The organism is Rhizobium mesoamericanum STM3625, from assembly GCF_000312665.1.
Lineage (GTDB): Bacteria > Pseudomonadota > Alphaproteobacteria > Rhizobiales > Rhizobiaceae > Rhizobium > Rhizobium mesoamericanum.
In genome coordinates this window covers 2,227,696-2,245,712 of sequence record NZ_HF536772.1, presented here as the reverse complement: position 1 = coordinate 2,245,712, position 18,017 = coordinate 2,227,696, and the positions used below count along the sequence as shown (strand labels likewise).

Here is an 18,017-nt window from a genome sequence, read left to right as displayed (position 1 = left end):
TGTGGGCTCTCCGCTCTTTTAAGGTCCCCTGAGGGATCTAATTCTTGTTATCGGTCAATTGGTATTCCGGTCACTTCTGACCGGAATACTTTGCCTGGATTTCCGTTGCGACGTTCGACGGGACCGGCGCGTAATGATCGAAGGTCATCGTGTACTGAGCGCGACCCTGCGACATGGAGCGCAGGTTATCGACGTACTTGAACATGTTTGCCAGCGGAACGTTGGCGCTGATGACAACCGCGATGCCGCGGCTCTCCTGGCCCTGGATCTGGCCACGGCGAGAGTTCAGGTCACCGATAACGTCACCGACGTAGTCTTCCGGCGTGACGACTTCGACCTTCATCATCGGCTCGAGCAGCTGAGCGCCAGCCTTCTTGGCTGCTTCACGGAAGCAGGCACGAGAAGCGATTTCGAACGCCAGGACCGACGAGTCGACGTCGTGGAAGGCACCGTCGATGAGCGTCGCCTTGACCCCGAGCATCGGGAAGCCAGCCAGCGGGCCGGAGGACAGAACGCTTTCGATACCCTTCTGAACGCCCGGAATGTATTCCTTCGGAACAGCACCACCGACAATCTTGGATTCGAAGACGAAATCTTCGCCATCCGGGTTCGGTTCGAAGACGATCTTGACGCGTGCGAACTGGCCCGTACCACCGGTCTGCTTCTTGTGCGTGTAATCTTCTTCGGTCTGGCGCGTGATGGTTTCGCGGTAGGCAACCTGCGGAGCGCCGACGTTTGCTTCAACCTTGAACTCGCGACGCATGCGATCGACGATGATGTCGAGGTGAAGTTCGCCCATGCCGGCGATGATGGTCTGGCCAGATTCCTGGTCGGTCTTGACGCGGAACGACGGGTCTTCAGCAGCCAGACGATTGAGCGCCAGGCCCATCTTTTCCTGATCGCCCTTGGACTTCGGCTCGATCGCGATCTGGATGACCGGCTCGGGGAATTCCATACGCTCGAGGATAACCGGCTTCAGCGGATCGCAGAGCGTGTCACCCGTGGTGGTTTCCTTCAGGCCAGCGAGAGCAACGATGTCGCCAGCAAAGGCTTCTTCGATGTCTTCGCGCGAGTTCGAGTGCATCTGAAGCATGCGACCAACGCGCTCGCGCTTGTCCTTGACCGTGTTCAGAACCGACGAACCCTTCTCGAGCTTGCCCGAGTAGATGCGTGCGAAGGTCAGCGACCCGACGAACGGGTCGTTCATGATCTTGAAGGCGAGCATCGAAAGCGGCTCGGAGTCGTCTGCATGGCGCTCGATTTCGGCTTCAGTCTTGAAGTCGATGCCCTTGATCGCCGGAATGTCGAGCGGCGACGGCAGGTAGTCGACAACCGCGTCGAGCAGCGGCTGAACGCCCTTGTTCTTGAAAGCCGTACCGCAGAACATCGGATGGAACTTAACGTCGATCGTACCGCGACGAACGAGTTCGCGGATCTTGTCGTTCGACGGCATTTCACCTTCGAGGTACGCTTCCATCGCGGCTTCGTCGATCTCGACAACAGTCTCGATCAGCTTTTCGCGATATTCTTCAGCCTTGGCCTTCAGATCTTCCGGGATTTCAACGACGTCCCACTGGGCGCCGAGAGACTCGTCGCGCCAGACGAGAGCGTTCATTTCGATCAGATCGACAACGCCCTTGAAGTCGCTTTCTGCACCGATCGGCAGCTGCATGACGACAGCCGTTGCTCCGAGACGGGTCTTGATCATCTCGACCGAGCGGTAGAAGTCCGCACCGGTCTTGTCCATCTTGTTGCAGAAGATCATGCGCGGAACGTTGTACTTCTCAGCTTGACGCCAGACGGTCTCCGTCTGCGGCTCAACACCGGCGTTGGCATCGAGAAGTGCAATTGCGCCATCGAGAACGCGCAGCGAACGCTCGACTTCGATGGTGAAGTCAACGTGGCCGGGGGTGTCGATGATGTTGAAGCGGCGCATCTTGCCGTCACGGCCCTTCCAGAAGGTCGTGGTGGCAGCGGAGGTGATCGTGATGCCACGCTCCTGCTCCTGCTCCATCCAGTCCATCGTGGCCGCGCCGTCGTGAACTTCACCGATCTTGTGCGACTTGCCGGTGTAGTAAAGGATACGCTCGGTGGTCGTGGTCTTGCCGGCGTCGATGTGCGCCATGATACCGAAATTTCGGTAGTCTTCGATTTTATATTCGCGAGCCATTGTGGACTGCCTTTCGAACCCGTTCGGGATTACCAGCGATAATGCGAGAACGCACGGTTGGCGTCAGCCATCTTGTGCGTGTCTTCGCGCTTCTTGACCGCGGAACCACGGTTGTTGGATGCATCGAGAAGCTCGCCCGACAGTCGATCGACCATGGTCGTTTCGTTGCGCTTGCGCGCAGCAGCAATCAGCCAGCGGATCGCCAGGGCCTGACGGCGCTCTGGACGAACATCAACCGGAACCTGGTAGGTTGCACCACCAACGCGGCGCGAACGAACTTCAACGTGCGGAGCAACGTTGTCCAGAGCCTGATGGAACACGCCGAGCGGCTCCTGCTTGGACTTGCCCTGCACGGCGTCGAATGCGCCATATACAATGCTCTCTGCGACAGACTTCTTGCCGTCAAGCATGATTGCATTCATGAACTTGGTTACAACCAGATCGCCGAACTTGGGATCCGGGTTGATCTCGCGCTTTTCTGCTCTGTGACGTCTAGACATACTTCTCGTCTCTTCAAATGTTAAGGCGCTCTACCACGCGGAGGACCTCGCGCAGCGCCGGGATCTCAAAGCCGAATTACTTCGGACGCTTTGCACCGTACTTCGAACGGCGCTGCTTGCGGTTCTTGACACCCTGGGTATCGAGAACACCGCGGATGATGTGGTAACGGACACCCGGAAGGTCCTTAACGCGGCCGCCACGGATCATGACGACAGAGTGTTCCTGAAGGTTGTGACCTTCACCGGGGATGTAACCAATGACTTCGAAGCCGTTGGTCAGACGGATCTTGGCGACCTTACGGAGAGCCGAGTTCGGCTTCTTCGGGGTCGTCGTGTAAACGCGGGTGCAAACGCCGCGCTTCTGTGGGTTTTCCTGCAGAGCAGGAACCTTATTACGCTTTACGTTCGCCTGACGCGGCTTGCGGATAAGCTGGTTTACGGTAGGCATTCAACCATCCCTTACGTTTATATCTCAATCCCTTGCGGGCGTAACTCGCGCCGTCTCCGGCAAGACCACACGCTTGTCTCAATGCGCAAAACGTGGCCCGATCCGCTTTCGCAGATGGACCACAGAGAGCAGAGGACGCAAAAGACATGCGTCATGCGTGCAGGGCATCATATCTTCAACGTGCGTTTCGAACCTTGTTTGAGGTGATCTCCGGGGCGCGTCGCCCCGAATGGCCATGCCTCACATGGGTCCGGATGGCGCGGGTACTACTGGTTTCCCGTCGTCTCGTCAAGGCCGTTAAGAAATAAACTTCGAACGAACGCCTTGAAACCAGGCCGTTACACCCTCTTTTTGGGCTTCTAGGCGAATTCACCGCCGCACAGCAAGATAAACTTGGGCATTGCAATAAAAAGCGGTTATGGAATCACCGATTACAGACGCTAAGCGCATGAAATCAGATTCAAATCTCGAATCGAAGGACATCCGATGATTACTGCCCCCGACAACGACAACAATTCTGAAGGCCCGATGGTCTTCATCATCATCGGCAAGGGCTATGAGTCCGACAACAGCGACGGCGTCGACCTCCACATCATGCTCAAGGCCGCCGACGACGACAGTGCAGTACGGGAAGCCTTGAACGCCCTCGCCGAGGAAGGCTTTATCGAGGCCGATCTCGATCAGATCGGCATGCTGACCGAGGTCCCGGAAGAGGAGCCACATGCCTCCGCCTATCAAGGCGCCGTCGACGGCGAAGTCGCGATTATTCGCTTCAGCTGAAGCAGCGATGAAGCCGGATGCGCACAAGGTGCTAATCTATGCGACCTGGCGCGACCGGCTCCTGGTTTTCGACGAGCCCGACTTTCCAGATGTCGAGCTTCAGGTTCCCGGCGGCACAGTGGAGATCGGCGAAGATATCGACGCCGCGGCATTTCGGGAGTTCTTTGAGGAGACCGGGATCCGACCCGAACCTCCCCTCACTCCGCTCACCGTCCATGATTATCGCTTTTTGCAAAACGGAGCCGTGATCCGCCACCGGCGGTACTATTTCCGTATTTGCCTTGTAGCCGATCAACCCTCTACCTGGCTGCATCGCGAAATGACGCCGTTCAGTGGCGGCGATCCGATCTTGTTCCGTTTCTTCTGGCTCGGCTTTGACGACGCCCTCAATCGGCTCGGCTACGGCATGGAGCATGGATTGCCGTTGCTTGCCTGAGCGCGTGCAGCAATAGCAAACCCAAGACAAAAAGCCGCCCGGATCGCTCCGGGCGGCTTTTCAATCTTAAGACCAAGCTGCCGATTATTCGGCGGCCGGTGCGCTCTCGCCTGCGAGATCCTGCAGCATCGGCGTGGCGACATCGGCGCCCGTGCCCTTGCGGCGTTCCTCGAGGATCAGCTCGTCGCGCGACGTAGCGATACGGCGGATCTGGGTCATCGTGCCACCGGTACCGGCCGGGATCAGGCGGCCGACGATGACGTTTTCCTTCAGACCCTGCAGACCGTCGGTCTTACCGGCGATCGCAGCTTCCGTAAGCACCTTCGTCGTTTCCTGGAAGGACGCAGCGGAGATGAAGGACGGGGTCTGCAGCGACGCTTTGGTGATACCCAGCAGAACCGGATCGCCATAAGCAGGCTTCTTGCCCTGTTCGATCAGCGCATCGTTAACGTCTTCGAGCTCGATACGGTCGACGTTGTCGCCCACGATATAGGTCGAGTCGCCGGCATCGGTGATTTCCACCTTCTGCAGCATCTGACGGACAATCACTTCGATGTGCTTGTCGTTGATGACAACGCCCTGCAAGCGATAGACTTCCTGGATTTCGTTGACGAGGTACGAAGCCAGAGCTTCGACGCCCTTGATCGCCAGGATGTCGTGCGGAGCCGGGTTACCGTCGAGGATGTAGTCACCCTTTTCGATGTAGTCGCCTTCCTGAAGGTGGAAGGGCTTGCCCTTCGGGATCAGGTATTCGACAGGCTCGACACCGTCTTCCGCCGGCTCGATGATAACGCGACGCTTGTTCTTGTAGTCGCGGCCGAGGCGGATCGTACCATCGATCTCAGCAATGATGGCGTGATCCTTCGGACGACGCGCTTCGAACAGTTCGGCAACACGCGGCAGACCACCGGTGATGTCCTTGGTCTTGGCGCTTTCGAGTGGCGAACGTGCAAGCACGTCACCTTGGCTGACCTTTTGACCCGGCTCGACCGACAAGATGGCGTCAACCGAGAGCAGGAAGCGGGCGTCACCACCACGCGATAGCTTGGCGACATTGCCGCTGGCGTCCTTAATGACGATCGCCGGCTTGAGGTCCGAACCGCGTGGGGTCGAACGCCAGTCGATAACCTGGCGCTTGGTGATACCCGTGGATTCGTCGGTCGCTTCGAGAACCGAGAGACCGTCGACAACGTCTTCGAACTGAACCGTACCAGCGACTTCCGTCATCATCGGACGGGTATAGGGATCCCACTCCGCCAGACGCTGACCACGCTTGACCTTGTCGCCATCGTCCACATGCAGCTTCGAACCGTAGGCGACGCGCTGCGAGGAGCGCTCGACACCACGCTCGTCCAGGATCTGGACGGTCATGTTGCGGCCCATGGCGACCAGGTTGCCATCAGAGTTGCGCAGAACGTTGCGGTTCTTGATCTGAACGGTACCTTCGTACGAGGCTTCCAGGAACGACTGGTCGACCACGGTTGCCGTGCCACCAAGGTGGAACGTACGCATGGTGAGCTGCGTGCCGGGCTCGCCGATCGACTGAGCAGCGATAACACCGACCGCTTCGCCCATGTTGACAGGCGTACCGCGTGCCAGGTCACGACCGTAGCAGACCGAGCAGACGCCCGTCTGAATCTCGCAGGTCAGGGCCGAACGGATGCGGATCGACTGGATACCGGCCTTCTCGATCTCGATGACATCCGGTTCGAGGATCATCTTACCAGCATCGACAATACGCTCGCCGGTGACCGGATGATCGATATCATCCAGCGCGGTACGGCCTAGAATACGAGCGCCGAGTGAGGCCACGACCTGACCAGCATCGACGATCGCGGTCATGGTGAGGCCCTTGTCGGTGCCGCAATCGACCGAGTTGACGATGCAATCCTGGGCGACGTCCACGAGACGACGCGTCAGGTAACCGGAGTTCGCGGTCTTCAAGGCGGTATCTGCCAGTCCCTTACGGGCGCCGTGCGTCGAGTTAAAGTACTCGTTGACGGTCAGGCCTTCCTTGAAGTTCGAGGTGATCGGCGTTTCGATGATTTCGCCCGACGGCTTGGCCATGAGGCCGCGCATGCCGCCCAGCTGACGCATCTGGTTCGGCGAACCACGAGCACCCGAGTGCGACATCATGTAGATCGAGTTCATCGGCTTCTGACGACCGGTCTTCTCGTCGAATTCGACAGCCTTGATGCGGGCCATCATTTCTTCGGCGACCTTTTCGGTAGCCTTACCCCAGGCGTCCACAACCTTGTTGTACTTTTCGCCCTGGGTGATAAGGCCGTCGTTGTACTGCTGCTCGTATTCCTTCACCAGGTTTTCGGTGTCGGCAACAATCTTCGCCTTGGTGGCCGGGATGACCATGTCGTCCTTGCCGAACGAAATGCCAGCGCGGCAGGCATGGGCAAAACCAAGCTGCATGATGCGGTCGCAGAAGATAACCGTGTCCTTCTGGCCACAATGGCGGTAGACCGCGTCGATCATCTTGGAGATGTTCTTCTTGGTCATTTCCTGGTTGCAGATGTCAAAGGTCACCTTGCCGTTCTTCGGCAGGAGTTCGCCAATCAGCAGGCGGCCCGGAGTCGTTTCATAGATCTTGGAGTACGGCTTGCCGTCCTCGCCGATCGACTTGAAGCGACCGCGGATCTTGGTGTGCAGCGTGACGACCTTCGTCTCGAGCGCATGGTGCAGTTCGCCGAGATCGGAGAAGGCCATGCCTTCGCCCGGCTCGTTCTGGTTCATGATCGAGAGGTAATAAAGGCCGAGAACCATGTCCTGCGACGGAACGATGATCGGTGCACCGTTTGCAGGGTGCAGGATGTTGTTCGTCGACATCATCAGAACGCGAGCTTCAAGCTGAGCTTCAAGCGACAGCGGCACGTGAACGGCCATCTGGTCACCGTCGAAGTCGGCGTTGAAGGCCGTGCAGACGAGCGGGTGCAGCTGGATGGCCTTGCCTTCGACCAGGGTCGGTTCGAAGGCCTGGATGCCCAGGCGGTGCAGCGTCGGTGCGCGGTTCAGGAGCACCGGATGCTCGCGGATGACCTCGTCGAGGATATCCCAAACCTCTGGCTTTTCCTTCTCAACCAGCTTCTTGGCCTGCTTGACGGTCGAGGAGTAGCCCTTGGCGTCGAGACGGGCATAGATGAACGGCTTGAAGAGTTCGAGCGCCATCTTCTTGGGAAGACCGCACTGGTGCAGCTTCAATTCCGGACCCGTCACGATGACCGAACGGCCGGAGTAGTCGACGCGCTTGCCGAGCAGGTTCTGACGGAAGCGGCCCTGCTTGCCCTTCAGCATGTCGGACAGCGACTTCAGCGGACGCTTGTTGGCGCCGGTAATGACACGGCCGCGGCGGCCGTTGTCGAACAGCGCGTCAACGGATTCCTGCAGCATGCGCTTTTCGTTGCGGATGATGATGCCCGGAGCGCGCAATTCGATAAGGCGCTTCAGACGGTTGTTACGGTTGATGACGCGGCGGTACAGATCGTTGAGATCAGACGTCGCGAAACGGCCGCCGTCGAGCGGGACGAGCGGACGCAGGTCCGGCGGTATGACCGGGACGACCTTCATGATCATCCATTCCGGACGGTTGCCGGACTCCATGAAGTTCTCGACGATCTTCAGGCGCTTCATCAGCTTCTTCTGCTTGAGGTCCGACGTGGTGTCGGCAAGCTCGGAGCGCAGATCGCCAGCGATCTTCTCGAGGTTCATCGATGCCAGCATCTCGTAGATGGCTTCGGCGCCGATCATGGCCGTGAACTGGTCCTCGCCGTATTCGTCAACGGCGAGCATGTACTCTTCTTCCGTCAGGAGCTGGTGTTCCTTCAGGGCGGTGAGGCCCGGCTCGGTGACGATGTAGTTTTCGAAGTAGAGAACGCGCTCGACATCCTTCAGCGTCATGTCGAGCAGCGTGGAAATACGGCTCGGCAGCGACTTCAGGAACCAGATATGGGCAACGGGAGCGGCGAGCTCGATATGGCCCATGCGCTCGCGGCGAACGCGCGACAGCGTGACTTCGACGCCGCACTTTTCGCAGATGATGCCCTTGTACTTCATGCGCTTGTACTTACCGCACAGGCACTCATAGTCCTTGATCGGTCCAAAGATGCGCGCGCAGAAGAGACCGTCGCGTTCCGGCTTGAACGTGCGGTAGTTGATGGTTTCCGGCTTCTTGATCTCACCGTAAGACCAGGAAAGAATCTTCTCCGGAGAAGCAATCGAAATCCGGATGGAATCGAAGTTCTGTGCAGGCACCTGCGGATTGAAAAGATTCATGACCTCTTGGTTCATGCCTGTCTCCTTCATGGGCGGATGCGCCCTTATCTTGCATGGACGGCGGCAAATCCCGGGAGCCGCGCCAACGCTCAAAACGACAATAACCGCAGAATGCGGCGAAATCGTCCCTGCCCGGCCGACACGTGTACGGGGCCAGAGCGGGAACGGTGTGCGCTGCGTTACAGCGCACACCCTATCTTTGGTTACTCGGCAGCGTCCGGCAACTGGCTGGCCTGCTGCTCCTCGACCTTCGAATTCTCGAGTTCGACGGAGAGACCAAGCGAGCGCATTTCCTTGACGAGAACGTTGAAGCTTTCCGGAATACCGGCTTCGAACGTATCGTCGCCACGAACGATGGCTTCGTAGACCTTGGTACGGCCGGCAACGTCGTCTGACTTGACGGTAAGCATTTCCTGCAGCGTGTAGGCTGCACCGTATGCTTCCAGAGCCCAGACCTCCATTTCGCCGAAGCGCTGACCGCCGAACTGCGCCTTGCCGCCCAGCGGCTGCTGGGTAACGAGCGAGTAAGGACCGATCGAACGGGCGTGGATCTTGTCGTCAACCAGGTGGTTCAGCTTCAGCATGTAGATGTAGCCAACCGTGACCTGGCGGTCGAACTGCTCGCCGGTACGGCCGTCGTAAAGCGTCGACTGGCCGCTTTCCTTGAGACCAGCCAAAGCCAGCATCGCGTTGACGTCACCTTCATGGGCACCGTCGAAGACCGGCGTTGCAATCGAAACACCGCGCTTCCACTGGTCAGCCAGACGCAGGACCGAGTCATCGTCGAAGTCCTTGACCTGTTCGGCCTTCGGACCGTCGCCGACGACGTCGCCGATCGTCTTGCGCAGCGGCTCGATGTTGCCGCTCGCCTTGTAGGCTTCCAGCATATCGCCGATCTGGCGGCCCATTCCGGCGCAAGCCCAGCCAAGGTGTGTCTCGAGGATCTGACCGACGTTCATGCGCGAGGGCACGCCGAGCGGGTTCAGAACGACGTCAACGTGCGTACCATCTTCCAGGAACGGCATGTCTTCGACTGGAACGATACGCGACACGACACCCTTGTTGCCGTGACGGCCGGCCATCTTGTCGCCTGGCTGGATCTTGCGTTTAACAGCAACGAAGACCTTGACCATCTTCATGACGCCCGGAGGCATTTCGTCGCCGCGCTGGACCTTCTCGACCTTGTCCATGAAGCGCTGTTCAAGGCGCGACTTGGATTCGTCGTACTGGCCACGCAGAGCTTCGAGTTCGCCCTGGACCTTCTCGTCTTCGACGGCAAACATCCACCACTGCGAGCGGGGATATTCGGAAACGACGTTGTTTGCCAGTTCCGTGCCCTTCTTGAAGCCCTTCGGGCCGGCAATCGCGACCTGGCCACGCAGCATGTCGACCAGACGGCCGTAGACGTTACGGTCGAGGATTGCCTGCTCGTCGTCGCGGTCCTTTGCAAGACGCTCGATCTCTTCGCGCTCGATAGCCATCGCGCGCTCGTCCTTCTCAACGCCGTGGCGATTGAAGACGCGCACTTCGACGATCGTGCCGTAGGTGCCGGGCGGCATGCGCATGGAGGTGTCGCGGACGTCCGAAGCCTTTTCACCGAAGATAGCGCGCAGAAGCTTTTCTTCCGGCGTCATCGGGCTTTCGCCCTTCGGCGTAATCTTGCCGACGAGGATATCGCCCGGCTGAACTTCGGCGCCGATGTAGACGATACCGGCTTCGTCGAGGTTCTTCAGCGCTTCTTCCGAAACGTTCGGAATGTCGCGCGTGATTTCTTCGGGACCAAGCTTGGTGTCACGGGCCATCACTTCGAACTCTTCGATGTGAATGGAGGTGAACACGTCGTCAGCAACGATACGCTCGGAGAGCAGGATCGAATCTTCGTAGTTGTAGCCGTTCCACGGCATGAACGCGACGAGCGCGTTGCGGCCGAGAGCGAGATCGCCCAGATCCGTCGAGGGACCGTCGGCGAGGATGTCGCCACGGTTGACGACATCACCAACGGTGACCAGCGGGCGCTGGTTAACGCAGGTGTTCTGGTTCGAGCGCTGGAACTTCTGAAGACGATAGATGTCGACGCCGGACTTGCCGGCTTCAAGATCTTCCGTCGCGCGGATAACGATACGCGTCGCGTCGACCTGGTCGACCACACCGCCGCGGCGGGCGCCGATAGCAGCACCGGAGTCGCGAGCGACGACCGGCTCCATGCCCGTCCCGACGAACGGAGCTTCGGCACGCAGCAGCGGAACGGCCTGACGCTGCATGTTCGAGCCCATGAGAGCGCGGTTGGCGTCGTCGTTTTCCAGGAACGGGATGAGAGCCGCTGCGACCGAAACGACCTGCTTCGGAGAAACGTCCATCAGGTTCATGCTATCGCGCGGAGCGAGCATAACTTCGCCAGCGTGACGGCAAACGACGAATTCGTCGACGAACGAACCGTCTGCAGCGAGTTCGGCGTTGGCCTGAGCGACGTAGTACTTCGCCTCTTCCATTGCTGAAAGGTAAAGAACGTCGTTCGTCACCTTGCCGTCAACGATGCGACGGTACGGCGATTCAATGAAGCCGTATTTGTTGACGCGGGCGAAGGTTGCCAGGCTGTTGATCAGACCGATGTTCGGGCCTTCTGGCGTTTCGATCGGGCAAATACGGCCGTAGTGGGTCGGATGAACGTCGCGGACTTCGAAGCCCGCGCGCTCTCGGGTCAGACCGCCCGGGCCAAGTGCCGAAAGACGACGCTTGTGGGTGATTTCCGAAAGGGGGTTCACCTGGTCCATGAACTGCGACAGCTGCGAGGAGCCGAAGAATTCGCGAACGGCAGCAGCTGCCGGCTTCGCGTTGATCAGATCCTGCGGCATGACCGTGTCGATTTCGATCGAGGACATGCGTTCCTTGATCGCGCGCTCCATGCGCAGCAGGCCAAGACGGTACTGGTTTTCCATCAGTTCGCCGACGGAGCGAACGCGACGGTTGCCGAGGTTGTCGATGTCGTCGATCTCGCCCTTGCCGTCGCGCAGTTCGACCAGCATCTTGACCACGGCCAAGATGTCGTCCTTGCGCAGGATGCGGACCGTGTCTTCGACGTCGAGGTCGAGACGCATGTTCATCTTCACGCGGCCAACGGCGGAGAGATCGTAGCGCTCCGCATCGAAGAATAGCGAGTTGAACATGGCTTCGGCCGATTCCATGGTCGGCGGCTCACCCGGACGCATGACGCGGTAGATGTCGAACAGTGCGTCCTGACGGTTCTCGTTCTTATCGGCGGTCAGCGTGTTGCGTATATAGGCGCCGACGTTGATGTGATCGATGCCGAGAACCGGGATCTCGTCGAAGCCGTTCTGCAGAATGATCGGCAGCGTCTTTTCGTCGATCTCGTCGCCTGCCTCGAGGTAGATTTCACCCGTCGAGTAGTTGACGATGTCTTCGGCGAGATAGTTGCCGTACAGGTCTTCGTCCGTTGCCTTCAAAGCCTTGAGGCCCTTGTCAGCGAGCTGGCGGAGCAGACGTGGCGTCAGCTTCTTGCCGGCTTCGACAACGACTTCGCCGGTGTCGGCGTCGACCATTTCGGTGATCGCCTTCGCACCCTTGAGGGTCTCCGGCTTGAACGGAATACGCCAGCCATTACCGTCGCGCTGATAGTCGGACTTCGTGTAGAATGTCGACAGGATCTCTTCGCCGTCCATGCCGAGTGCCATCAGCAGCGAGGTCACGGGAATCTTGCGGCGACGGTCGATGCGGGCATAGACGATGTCCTTGGCGTCGAACTCGATGTCGAGCCAGGAACCGCGATACGGAATTACGCGGGCTGCAAAGAGCAGCTTACCGGAAGAATGGCTCTTGCCCTTGTCGTGATCGAAGAAGACGCCCGGCGAACGGTGCATCTGAGACACGATAACGCGCTCGGTGCCGTTGACGATGAACGTACCGTTGTTGGTCATGAGCGGCATGTCGCCCATGTAGACTGACTGTTCCTTGATGTCCTTGATGGACTTCGCGCCCGTATCTTCATCGATATCGAACACGATCAGACGAAGAGTGACCTTCAGCGGTGCGGCGTAGGTCAGGTCGCGCTGGCGGCATTCATCGACATCGAACTTTGGCGGTTCGAACTCGTATGACACGAATTCCAGCATCGAAGCGCCGGAGAAATCCGTGATCGGGAAAACGGACTTGAAGACAGCCTGAAGGCCCTCGTCAGGGCGACCGCCCTTGGGCTCTTCAACCATCAGGAATTGATCATACGATGCCTTTTGAACCTCGATGAGGTTCGGCATTTCTGCGACTTCTGGGATCTTACCGAAAAACTTGCGTACGCGCCTACGACCATTGAACGAAAGGGTCTGAGCCATCGTCGCTCCTTCAAAATTGCATCCGGGCCTGCAACGGACGGGAACCGATGGCCAGTCGACCCCGTCAATCAATGAGTAGTTCAATCTCGTCTCACTTCCCGAAATGCGAGGCCGGATTGCCTTCGCGTCTCGGTTCGAGACCATCCTCTTGAAGAACCCATTACCCAAAAGCCGTTTTCACGCGGCTTTTGGGTAATTCGTTCCACGAAACGGCAAATGGGAGGCGGGAAACCCACCTCCCAGATGCAGTTTAAGCTTACTTAACGTCGACCTTAGCGCCGGCGTCTTCGAGCTTCTTCTTGATGTCAGCAGCTTCAGCCTTGGAAACGCCTTCCTTGACAGCCTTCGGAGCGCCTTCGACGAGGTCCTTGGCTTCCTTCAGGCCGAGGCCGGTGATGCCACGGACTTCCTTGATGACGTTGATCTTGTTCGCGCCGGCTTCCGTGAGGATGACGTCGAACTCGGTCTTTTCTTCTTCAGCAGCAGCAGCAGCGCCGCCTGCACCGCCTGCAACGGCAGCAACAGCTACCGGAGCAGCAGCGGAAACGCCCCACTTTTCTTCGAGAAGCTTGGACAGTTCTGCAGCTTCCAGAACGGTCAGCGAGGAGAGGTCTTCAACGATCTTTGCGAGATCAGCCATTTTATCAGTTCCTTTTGTTCGGTTCGAACCGGTTTTCTATAAACAGCGAAAAACCGCCTTACGCGGCTTCGTCCTTCTTGGCGTAGGCCGAGAACACGCGAGCAAGCTGGCTTGCTGGTGCTGCAACAACGCCTGCGATGCGGGTAGCCGGAGTCTGGATCATGCCCAGCAGCTTCGCGCGCAGTTCGTCCAACGACGGCAGGGTCGCGAGCGACTTGACTGCATCGGCGTTGAGCGTCGTTGTGCCCATGGCACCGCCGAGCACAACGATCTTGTCGTTGGTCTTGGCGAAATCCATGACGACCTTCGGAGCGGTGATCGGATCATTGCTGTAAGCAATGAGCGTCTGACCCTTGAAGAGACCAGAGATCCCTTCCGCATCCGTACCCTGAAGGGCAATCTTGGCCAGGCGGTTCTTCGCGACTTTGACGGTACCGCCAGCTGCGCGCATCTTGGAACGGAAGTCGTTCATCTGCGCGACTGTAGCACCAGCATAGTGGGCCACGACAACCGAGCCCGAAGCCTTGAAGACTTCGTTCAGTTCCGTGACGAATTCGCGTTTTTCCGCTCTTTCCACTGCCTATCTCCAGTTGGCAGGACCTTTTGACAGGCCCTACCGGGTTGCCTTTTGCCTCCTGGGATCAGAAGCGATCCCAAGCGACGCTTGAGGATCCTGTCCCCTCGCGCTTCGCGCCAAAGAAAGGCCGAAGGCACAAGGCATCCAAGGCTCGAACCAAATTCCTAGAAGCAGCACTTCATGCAATTCGGGTCTTACCCGTCTCATGCAGGCCAAGTGATTAAGGGAAAACCACCTGCAATCTCGGACAGGATTCCGGATTTCTCCGGAATACTCCGGCCCCTTTCGAGGCCGGAATTTCTTAGCCGGGCCGAACCCGGCGAACTTGTTAAGCGGCCGGAGCCGTAACAGACGACGGGTCGATCTTGACGCCCGGGCCCATGGTCGAAGAGATCGCTACGCGCTTGACGTAGTTGCCCTTGGCACCTGTCGGCTTCGCCTTGATGACGGCGTCAGCGAAGGCACGGATGTTTTCTTCCAGAGCCTTGGCATCGAAAGATGCCTTGCCGACGCCAGCGTGAACGATACCAGCCTTCTCGACGCGGAACTCGACAGCGCCACCCTTGGATGCCTTTACGGCACCGGCAACGTCCATCGTAACCGTACCAACCTTCGGATTCGGCATCATGCCACGCGGGCCGAGAACCTTACCGAGGCGGCCGACGAGCGGCATCATATCCGGGGTCGCGATGCAGCGATCGAAATCGATCTTGCCGCCCTGAACGATCTCGACGAGATCTTCTGCGCCAACAACGTCTGCACCAGCAGCCTTGGCTTCATCAGCCTTGGCGCCGCGAGCAAAGACAGCAACGCGAACGTCGCGGCCCGTGCCGTTCGGCAGGTTGACAACGCCACGAACCATCTGGTCGGCGTGACGGGGGTCAACGCCGAGGTTCATGGCGACTTCGATGGTCTCATCGAACTTCGCAACCGCGCGCTCCTTGACCATGCCGATAGCCTGGGTCAGAGCGTAGAGTTTTGTGGGATCAACACCTTCGTTGATCTTCTTCGTGCGCTTGCCAGCCATGGTCTTAACCTACCACTTCCAGGCCCATGGCGCGGGCAGAGCCCTCGATCATCGCCATTGCACCTTCGATATCTGCTGCGTTGAGATCCTTCATCTTGGCTTCGGCGATCGACTTGATCTGAGCCTTGGTGAGCTTGCCGGCGGTCGCGCCCTTACCGGGCGTCTTCGAGCCGGACTGGATCTTCGCTTCCTTCTTGAGGAAGTAGCTGACGGGCGGCTGCTTCATCGCGAAGGTGAAAGACTTGTCCTGGTAGTAGGTGATGACGACCGGAATCGGCATACCCTTTTCCATTTCCTGCGTAGCGGCGTTGAACGCCTTGCAGAATTCCATGATGTTAATGCCACGCTGACCAAGCGCCGGGCCGATTGGCGGGGACGGGTTTGCCGATCCTGCCTTGACCTGAAGCTTGAGCTGGCCTGCAACTTTCTTAGCCATATCTCTCTGCCTTTCATTGGTGACCGGTTGCCCGATCAGTGATGCCGGATTTCTCCGGCGGCTGCGGTTGCGTGGTGCGGATCACAGGCCCGGCTAAGACCCTCACCTTCCACGCGGGTTTGCGGCATCGCCGCAAGGAAACAAGTCAGCGGCGACTTATTTCCGAGCTCAGACCTTCTCGACCTGAGCGTATTCCAGTTCGACCGGCGTAGCGCGGCCAAAGATCGACACTTCAACCTTCAGGCGCGAACGCTCTTCGTCCACATCCTGAACCGTGCCATTGAACGAAGCGAACGGACCATCGGAAACCCGGACCTGCTCGCCGATCTCGAAGGTAACGGATGCCTTCGGCCGCTCGACGCCTTCCTGGACCTGACCGAGAATGCGCTCGGCTTCGTGGTCCGGAATCGGAACGGGCTTATTGTCAGAGCCGAGGAAACCAGTCACCTTCGGCGTATTCTTGATCAGGTGATAGGCTTCATCTGTAAGGTTGGCACGAACGAGAACGTAACCAGGGAAGAACTTGCGCTCGGAATCAACCTTACGGCCGCGACGCACCTCAACCACCTTCTCAGTCGGAACAAGAATTTTTTCGAACAGATGCTCGAGGCCCTTCTGTCGAGCCTTGTTCTCAATGTCTTCTGCGACCTTCTTTTCAAAATTCGAATACGCGTGGACGATGTACCAACGTGCCGCCATGTTACCACTCCACCCGATCAGTTGCCGACGTTGAGCACGAAGCTCAACAGCCAGCCAATAAGCTGGTCAGCGGCAAAAAAGAACAGCGCGGCAAAGATCACCATTACAAGCACCATGACCGTCGAGATCATCGTCTCGCGGCGCGACGGCCAGGTAACTTTCGACGTCTCGGAGCGAACCTGCTGCAGAAACGTAAACGGATTGGATTTGGATGCCATCGACTGCCCACGCAATTACGGCGCGTAAAGCTGAACATATCAGCCCCACGCACCGCGTGTCTGTTGAACCCTACATAAACACCGATTCCCAATTACACAAGAGGGAAACCGAAGTTTAACGAACTTAGCCATACGTCGCCTTTCCGCCCGAACCGCTGCGAGATGCCCGCGCTACTCGGTCAAGAAAGATGGCAGGGGCAGAGGGGCTCGAACCCCCGACCTGCGGTTTTGGAGACCGCCGCTCTACCAGCTGAGCTATACCCCTTTACGCTTTACATTCAGCTTCTTGGCCGACCGGCCGCGAAGCACAACTGCAAGCATGGCGCTCCCTTTAAGGCGGGAGCGTGGGATTGGCAAGTGCGTTTTTTGATTTTTCCAGTCCCGCATCACCGGCAAGGCTTGCAATCAGACCTTCACGTATTTGCGCCAGTCGTGCTCTTCCTTGAAGCCCAGCACCTCGCGGATCTTCCGATTGGAGAGCAGCCCTTCATATTCGCCGATCTCGCGCGTGAACGGCACGTTCGGATAGAATCGCTTGGCGAGCTCCTTCGAAGGCGTATTGGCCGAGACGGTGTCGTTTGCCGCGTTGAACACCTGATAGCCGAGCCCATCCTTCTCGATGCAGAGATGGCAAATCTGCCCCAGATCGCGGGCGTCGATATAGCTCCAGGCGATTCGCTTGCGCATTTCGGGATGGGCGAAGTAGGTCGGGAACCGTTCGTATTCGTGCGGCTCGATAACGTTGCCGATGCGCAGCGCGTAAATGTCGAAGCCGGAGCGCTCGGCAAAGGCGCGGGCCGTCTTCTCATTCACCACCTTGGAGAGACCATAGGAATCCATTGGGTTGACGTCGTAATCCTCCTCCAATGGAAACTGATGGAAGTCGCGATGGCCTTCGGCAAAGCAGACGCCGTAGGTTGTCTCGCTCGAAGCGACGATGATCTTGCGGATGCCAAGCTTTACCGCCGCCTCGATGACATTGTAGGTGCCCATCGTGTTGATGCGGAAGGTCTCGTTGTCTGGCTTGATGAGGATGCGCGGAATCGCCGCGAAATGCACCACGGCATCAAATCGCTGAACGCCCCTGCCCGCATCGAGATCAGGAAGGTCCCGGTGCATTGAAAGCGCATTGAATACCTGGCCGCTGTCGGTGATATCGGCGATCAGATTGGTGACGCCGGGACTATCAAGAGGAACCAGATCGACATTGTGAACCTCATAGCCGGCATTGACCAGCCACGGGACCGCGTGGCGCCCCGCCTTGCCCGAACCACCCGTGAAAAGAATGCGCTTTTTCATCATGTCCTCCCATACGAAATCGGAGGGATAGATAAAGCCTTCGCAATTAAGCGCAAGCCCATTGCCAATTTGGCGCCATCACCGGCCGGCGACATCAATTTCAAGAGAGCGGACGAAGAAAGGCCCCGCTGTTTCCAGCGGGGCCCTCTTAAGTCCGGATAAT

14 protein-coding genes and 1 tRNA gene are annotated in these 18,017 nt (G+C 58.4%); 2 read left to right on the top strand and 13 right to left on the bottom strand.

Annotated elements, in window-relative coordinates; genetic code table 11:
* Nucleotides 1-70: 70 nt before the first annotated feature.
* The 3 genes from fusA to rpsL form a co-directional block, all read right to left on the bottom strand.
* Nucleotides 71-2,170, bottom strand: coding sequence for an elongation factor G (fusA, locus tag BN77_RS10925; RefSeq protein WP_007531643.1), 2,100 nt, complete (start codon nt 2,168-2,170; stop codon nt 71-73).
* A 29-nt stretch (nt 2,171-2,199) separates the two neighbouring features.
* A complete protein-coding gene (gene rpsG, locus BN77_RS10920) occupies nt 2,200-2,670 on the bottom strand; it encodes a 30S ribosomal protein S7 (protein ID WP_007531641.1) in 471 nt (156 codons plus the stop codon).
* A 76-nt stretch (nt 2,671-2,746) separates the two neighbouring features.
* Nucleotides 2,747-3,118, bottom strand: coding sequence for a 30S ribosomal protein S12 (gene rpsL / locus BN77_RS10915; protein WP_003547537.1), 372 nt, complete (start codon nt 3,116-3,118; stop codon nt 2,747-2,749).
* Nucleotides 3,119-3,604: 486 nt separating this feature from the next.
* On the opposite strand from rpsL, the gene BN77_RS10910 reads away from it, so the two are divergent.
* Together BN77_RS10910 and BN77_RS10905 are read left to right on the top strand one after the other, a co-directional pair.
* Entirely contained in the window at nt 3,605-3,898 is a 294-nt protein-coding gene (locus tag BN77_RS10910) for a hypothetical protein (protein ID WP_007531610.1), read from the top strand.
* Between the two features lie 7 nt (nt 3,899-3,905).
* Entirely contained in the window at nt 3,906-4,334 is a 429-nt protein-coding gene (locus BN77_RS10905; RefSeq protein WP_007531608.1) for an NUDIX hydrolase, read from the top strand.
* Nucleotides 4,335-4,418: 84 nt separating this feature from the next.
* Here the strand turns inward: BN77_RS10905 and rpoC are convergent, their stop codons facing one another.
* The 10 genes from rpoC to BN77_RS10855 all read right to left on the bottom strand — a co-directional run bounded on the left by rpoC (nt 4,419) and on the right by BN77_RS10855 (nt 17,854).
* Nucleotides 4,419-8,630 (bottom strand): DNA-directed RNA polymerase subunit beta', encoded by a 4,212-nt coding sequence (gene rpoC / locus BN77_RS10900; protein WP_007531605.1) that lies wholly within the window; start codon nt 8,628-8,630, stop codon nt 4,419-4,421.
* Between the two features lie 188 nt (nt 8,631-8,818).
* Nucleotides 8,819-12,958: a DNA-directed RNA polymerase subunit beta gene (gene rpoB / locus BN77_RS10895; RefSeq protein WP_007531602.1), complete on the bottom strand. Its 4,140-nt coding sequence runs from the start codon at nt 12,956-12,958 to the stop codon at nt 8,819-8,821.
* 256 nt (nt 12,959-13,214) lie between these two features.
* Entirely contained in the window at nt 13,215-13,598 is a 384-nt protein-coding gene (rplL, locus tag BN77_RS10890; protein WP_007531600.1) for a 50S ribosomal protein L7/L12, read from the bottom strand.
* A 58-nt stretch (nt 13,599-13,656) separates the two neighbouring features.
* Nucleotides 13,657-14,175: a 50S ribosomal protein L10 gene (gene rplJ / locus BN77_RS10885; protein ID WP_007531597.1), complete on the bottom strand. Its 519-nt coding sequence runs from the start codon at nt 14,173-14,175 to the stop codon at nt 13,657-13,659.
* Between the two features lie 328 nt (nt 14,176-14,503).
* Nucleotides 14,504-15,202: a 50S ribosomal protein L1 gene (gene rplA / locus BN77_RS10880; RefSeq protein WP_007531594.1), complete on the bottom strand. Its 699-nt coding sequence runs from the start codon at nt 15,200-15,202 to the stop codon at nt 14,504-14,506.
* Nucleotides 15,203-15,206: 4 nt separating this feature from the next.
* Nucleotides 15,207-15,638, bottom strand: a complete 432-nt coding sequence (rplK, locus tag BN77_RS10875) for a 50S ribosomal protein L11 (protein ID WP_007531592.1) — start codon at nt 15,636-15,638, stop codon at nt 15,207-15,209.
* Between the two features lie 168 nt (nt 15,639-15,806).
* Nucleotides 15,807-16,337, bottom strand: coding sequence for a transcription termination/antitermination protein NusG (nusG, locus tag BN77_RS10870; RefSeq protein WP_007531590.1), 531 nt, complete (start codon nt 16,335-16,337; stop codon nt 15,807-15,809).
* A gap of 17 nt (nt 16,338-16,354) precedes the next feature.
* The gene (gene secE / locus BN77_RS10865; RefSeq protein ID WP_007531587.1) at nt 16,355-16,555 is read right to left on the bottom strand and encodes a preprotein translocase subunit SecE; all 201 of its coding nucleotides are present in this window, start codon (nt 16,553-16,555) and stop codon (nt 16,355-16,357) included.
* Nucleotides 16,556-16,744: 189 nt separating this feature from the next.
* Nucleotides 16,745-16,820, bottom strand: a tRNA-Trp gene (locus tag BN77_RS10860).
* A gap of 140 nt (nt 16,821-16,960) precedes the next feature.
* On the bottom strand, nt 16,961-17,854 hold the full coding sequence (locus tag BN77_RS10855) for an NAD-dependent epimerase/dehydratase family protein (protein WP_007531583.1): 894 nt from the start codon (nt 17,852-17,854) through the stop codon (nt 16,961-16,963).
* Nucleotides 17,855-18,017 lie beyond the last annotated feature (163 nt).

What these genes read in the sequence shown, in the direction of transcription:
- BN77_RS10910 (WP_007531610.1), top strand. Translation starts at nt 3,605, where the DNA reads ATGATTACTGCCCCCGACAACGACAACAATTCTGAAGGCCCGATGGTC.
- rplL (WP_007531600.1), bottom strand. Translation starts at nt 13,598, where the DNA reads ATGGCTGATCTCGCAAAGATCGTTGAAGACCTCTCCTCGCTGACCGTT.
- rpsL (WP_003547537.1), bottom strand. Translation starts at nt 3,118, where the DNA reads ATGCCTACCGTAAACCAGCTTATCCGCAAGCCGCGTCAGGCGAACGTA.
- BN77_RS10905 (WP_007531608.1), top strand. Translation starts at nt 3,906, where the DNA reads ATGAAGCCGGATGCGCACAAGGTGCTAATCTATGCGACCTGGCGCGAC.
- rplA (WP_007531594.1), bottom strand. Translation starts at nt 15,202, where the DNA reads ATGGCTGGCAAGCGCACGAAGAAGATCAACGAAGGTGTTGATCCCACA.
- rpoB (WP_007531602.1), bottom strand. Translation starts at nt 12,958, where the DNA reads ATGGCTCAGACCCTTTCGTTCAATGGTCGTAGGCGCGTACGCAAGTTT.
- nusG (WP_007531590.1), bottom strand. Translation starts at nt 16,337, where the DNA reads ATGGCGGCACGTTGGTACATCGTCCACGCGTATTCGAATTTTGAAAAG.
- rplK (WP_007531592.1), bottom strand. Translation starts at nt 15,638, where the DNA reads ATGGCTAAGAAAGTTGCAGGCCAGCTCAAGCTTCAGGTCAAGGCAGGA.
- secE (WP_007531587.1), bottom strand. Translation starts at nt 16,555, where the DNA reads ATGGCATCCAAATCCAATCCGTTTACGTTTCTGCAGCAGGTTCGCTCC.
- fusA (WP_007531643.1), bottom strand. Translation starts at nt 2,170, where the DNA reads ATGGCTCGCGAATATAAAATCGAAGACTACCGAAATTTCGGTATCATG.
- rpsG (WP_007531641.1), bottom strand. Translation starts at nt 2,670, where the DNA reads ATGTCTAGACGTCACAGAGCAGAAAAGCGCGAGATCAACCCGGATCCC.
- rpoC (WP_007531605.1), bottom strand. Translation starts at nt 8,630, where the DNA reads ATGAACCAAGAGGTCATGAATCTTTTCAATCCGCAGGTGCCTGCACAG.
- BN77_RS10855 (WP_007531583.1), bottom strand. Translation starts at nt 17,854, where the DNA reads ATGAAAAAGCGCATTCTTTTCACGGGTGGTTCGGGCAAGGCGGGGCGC.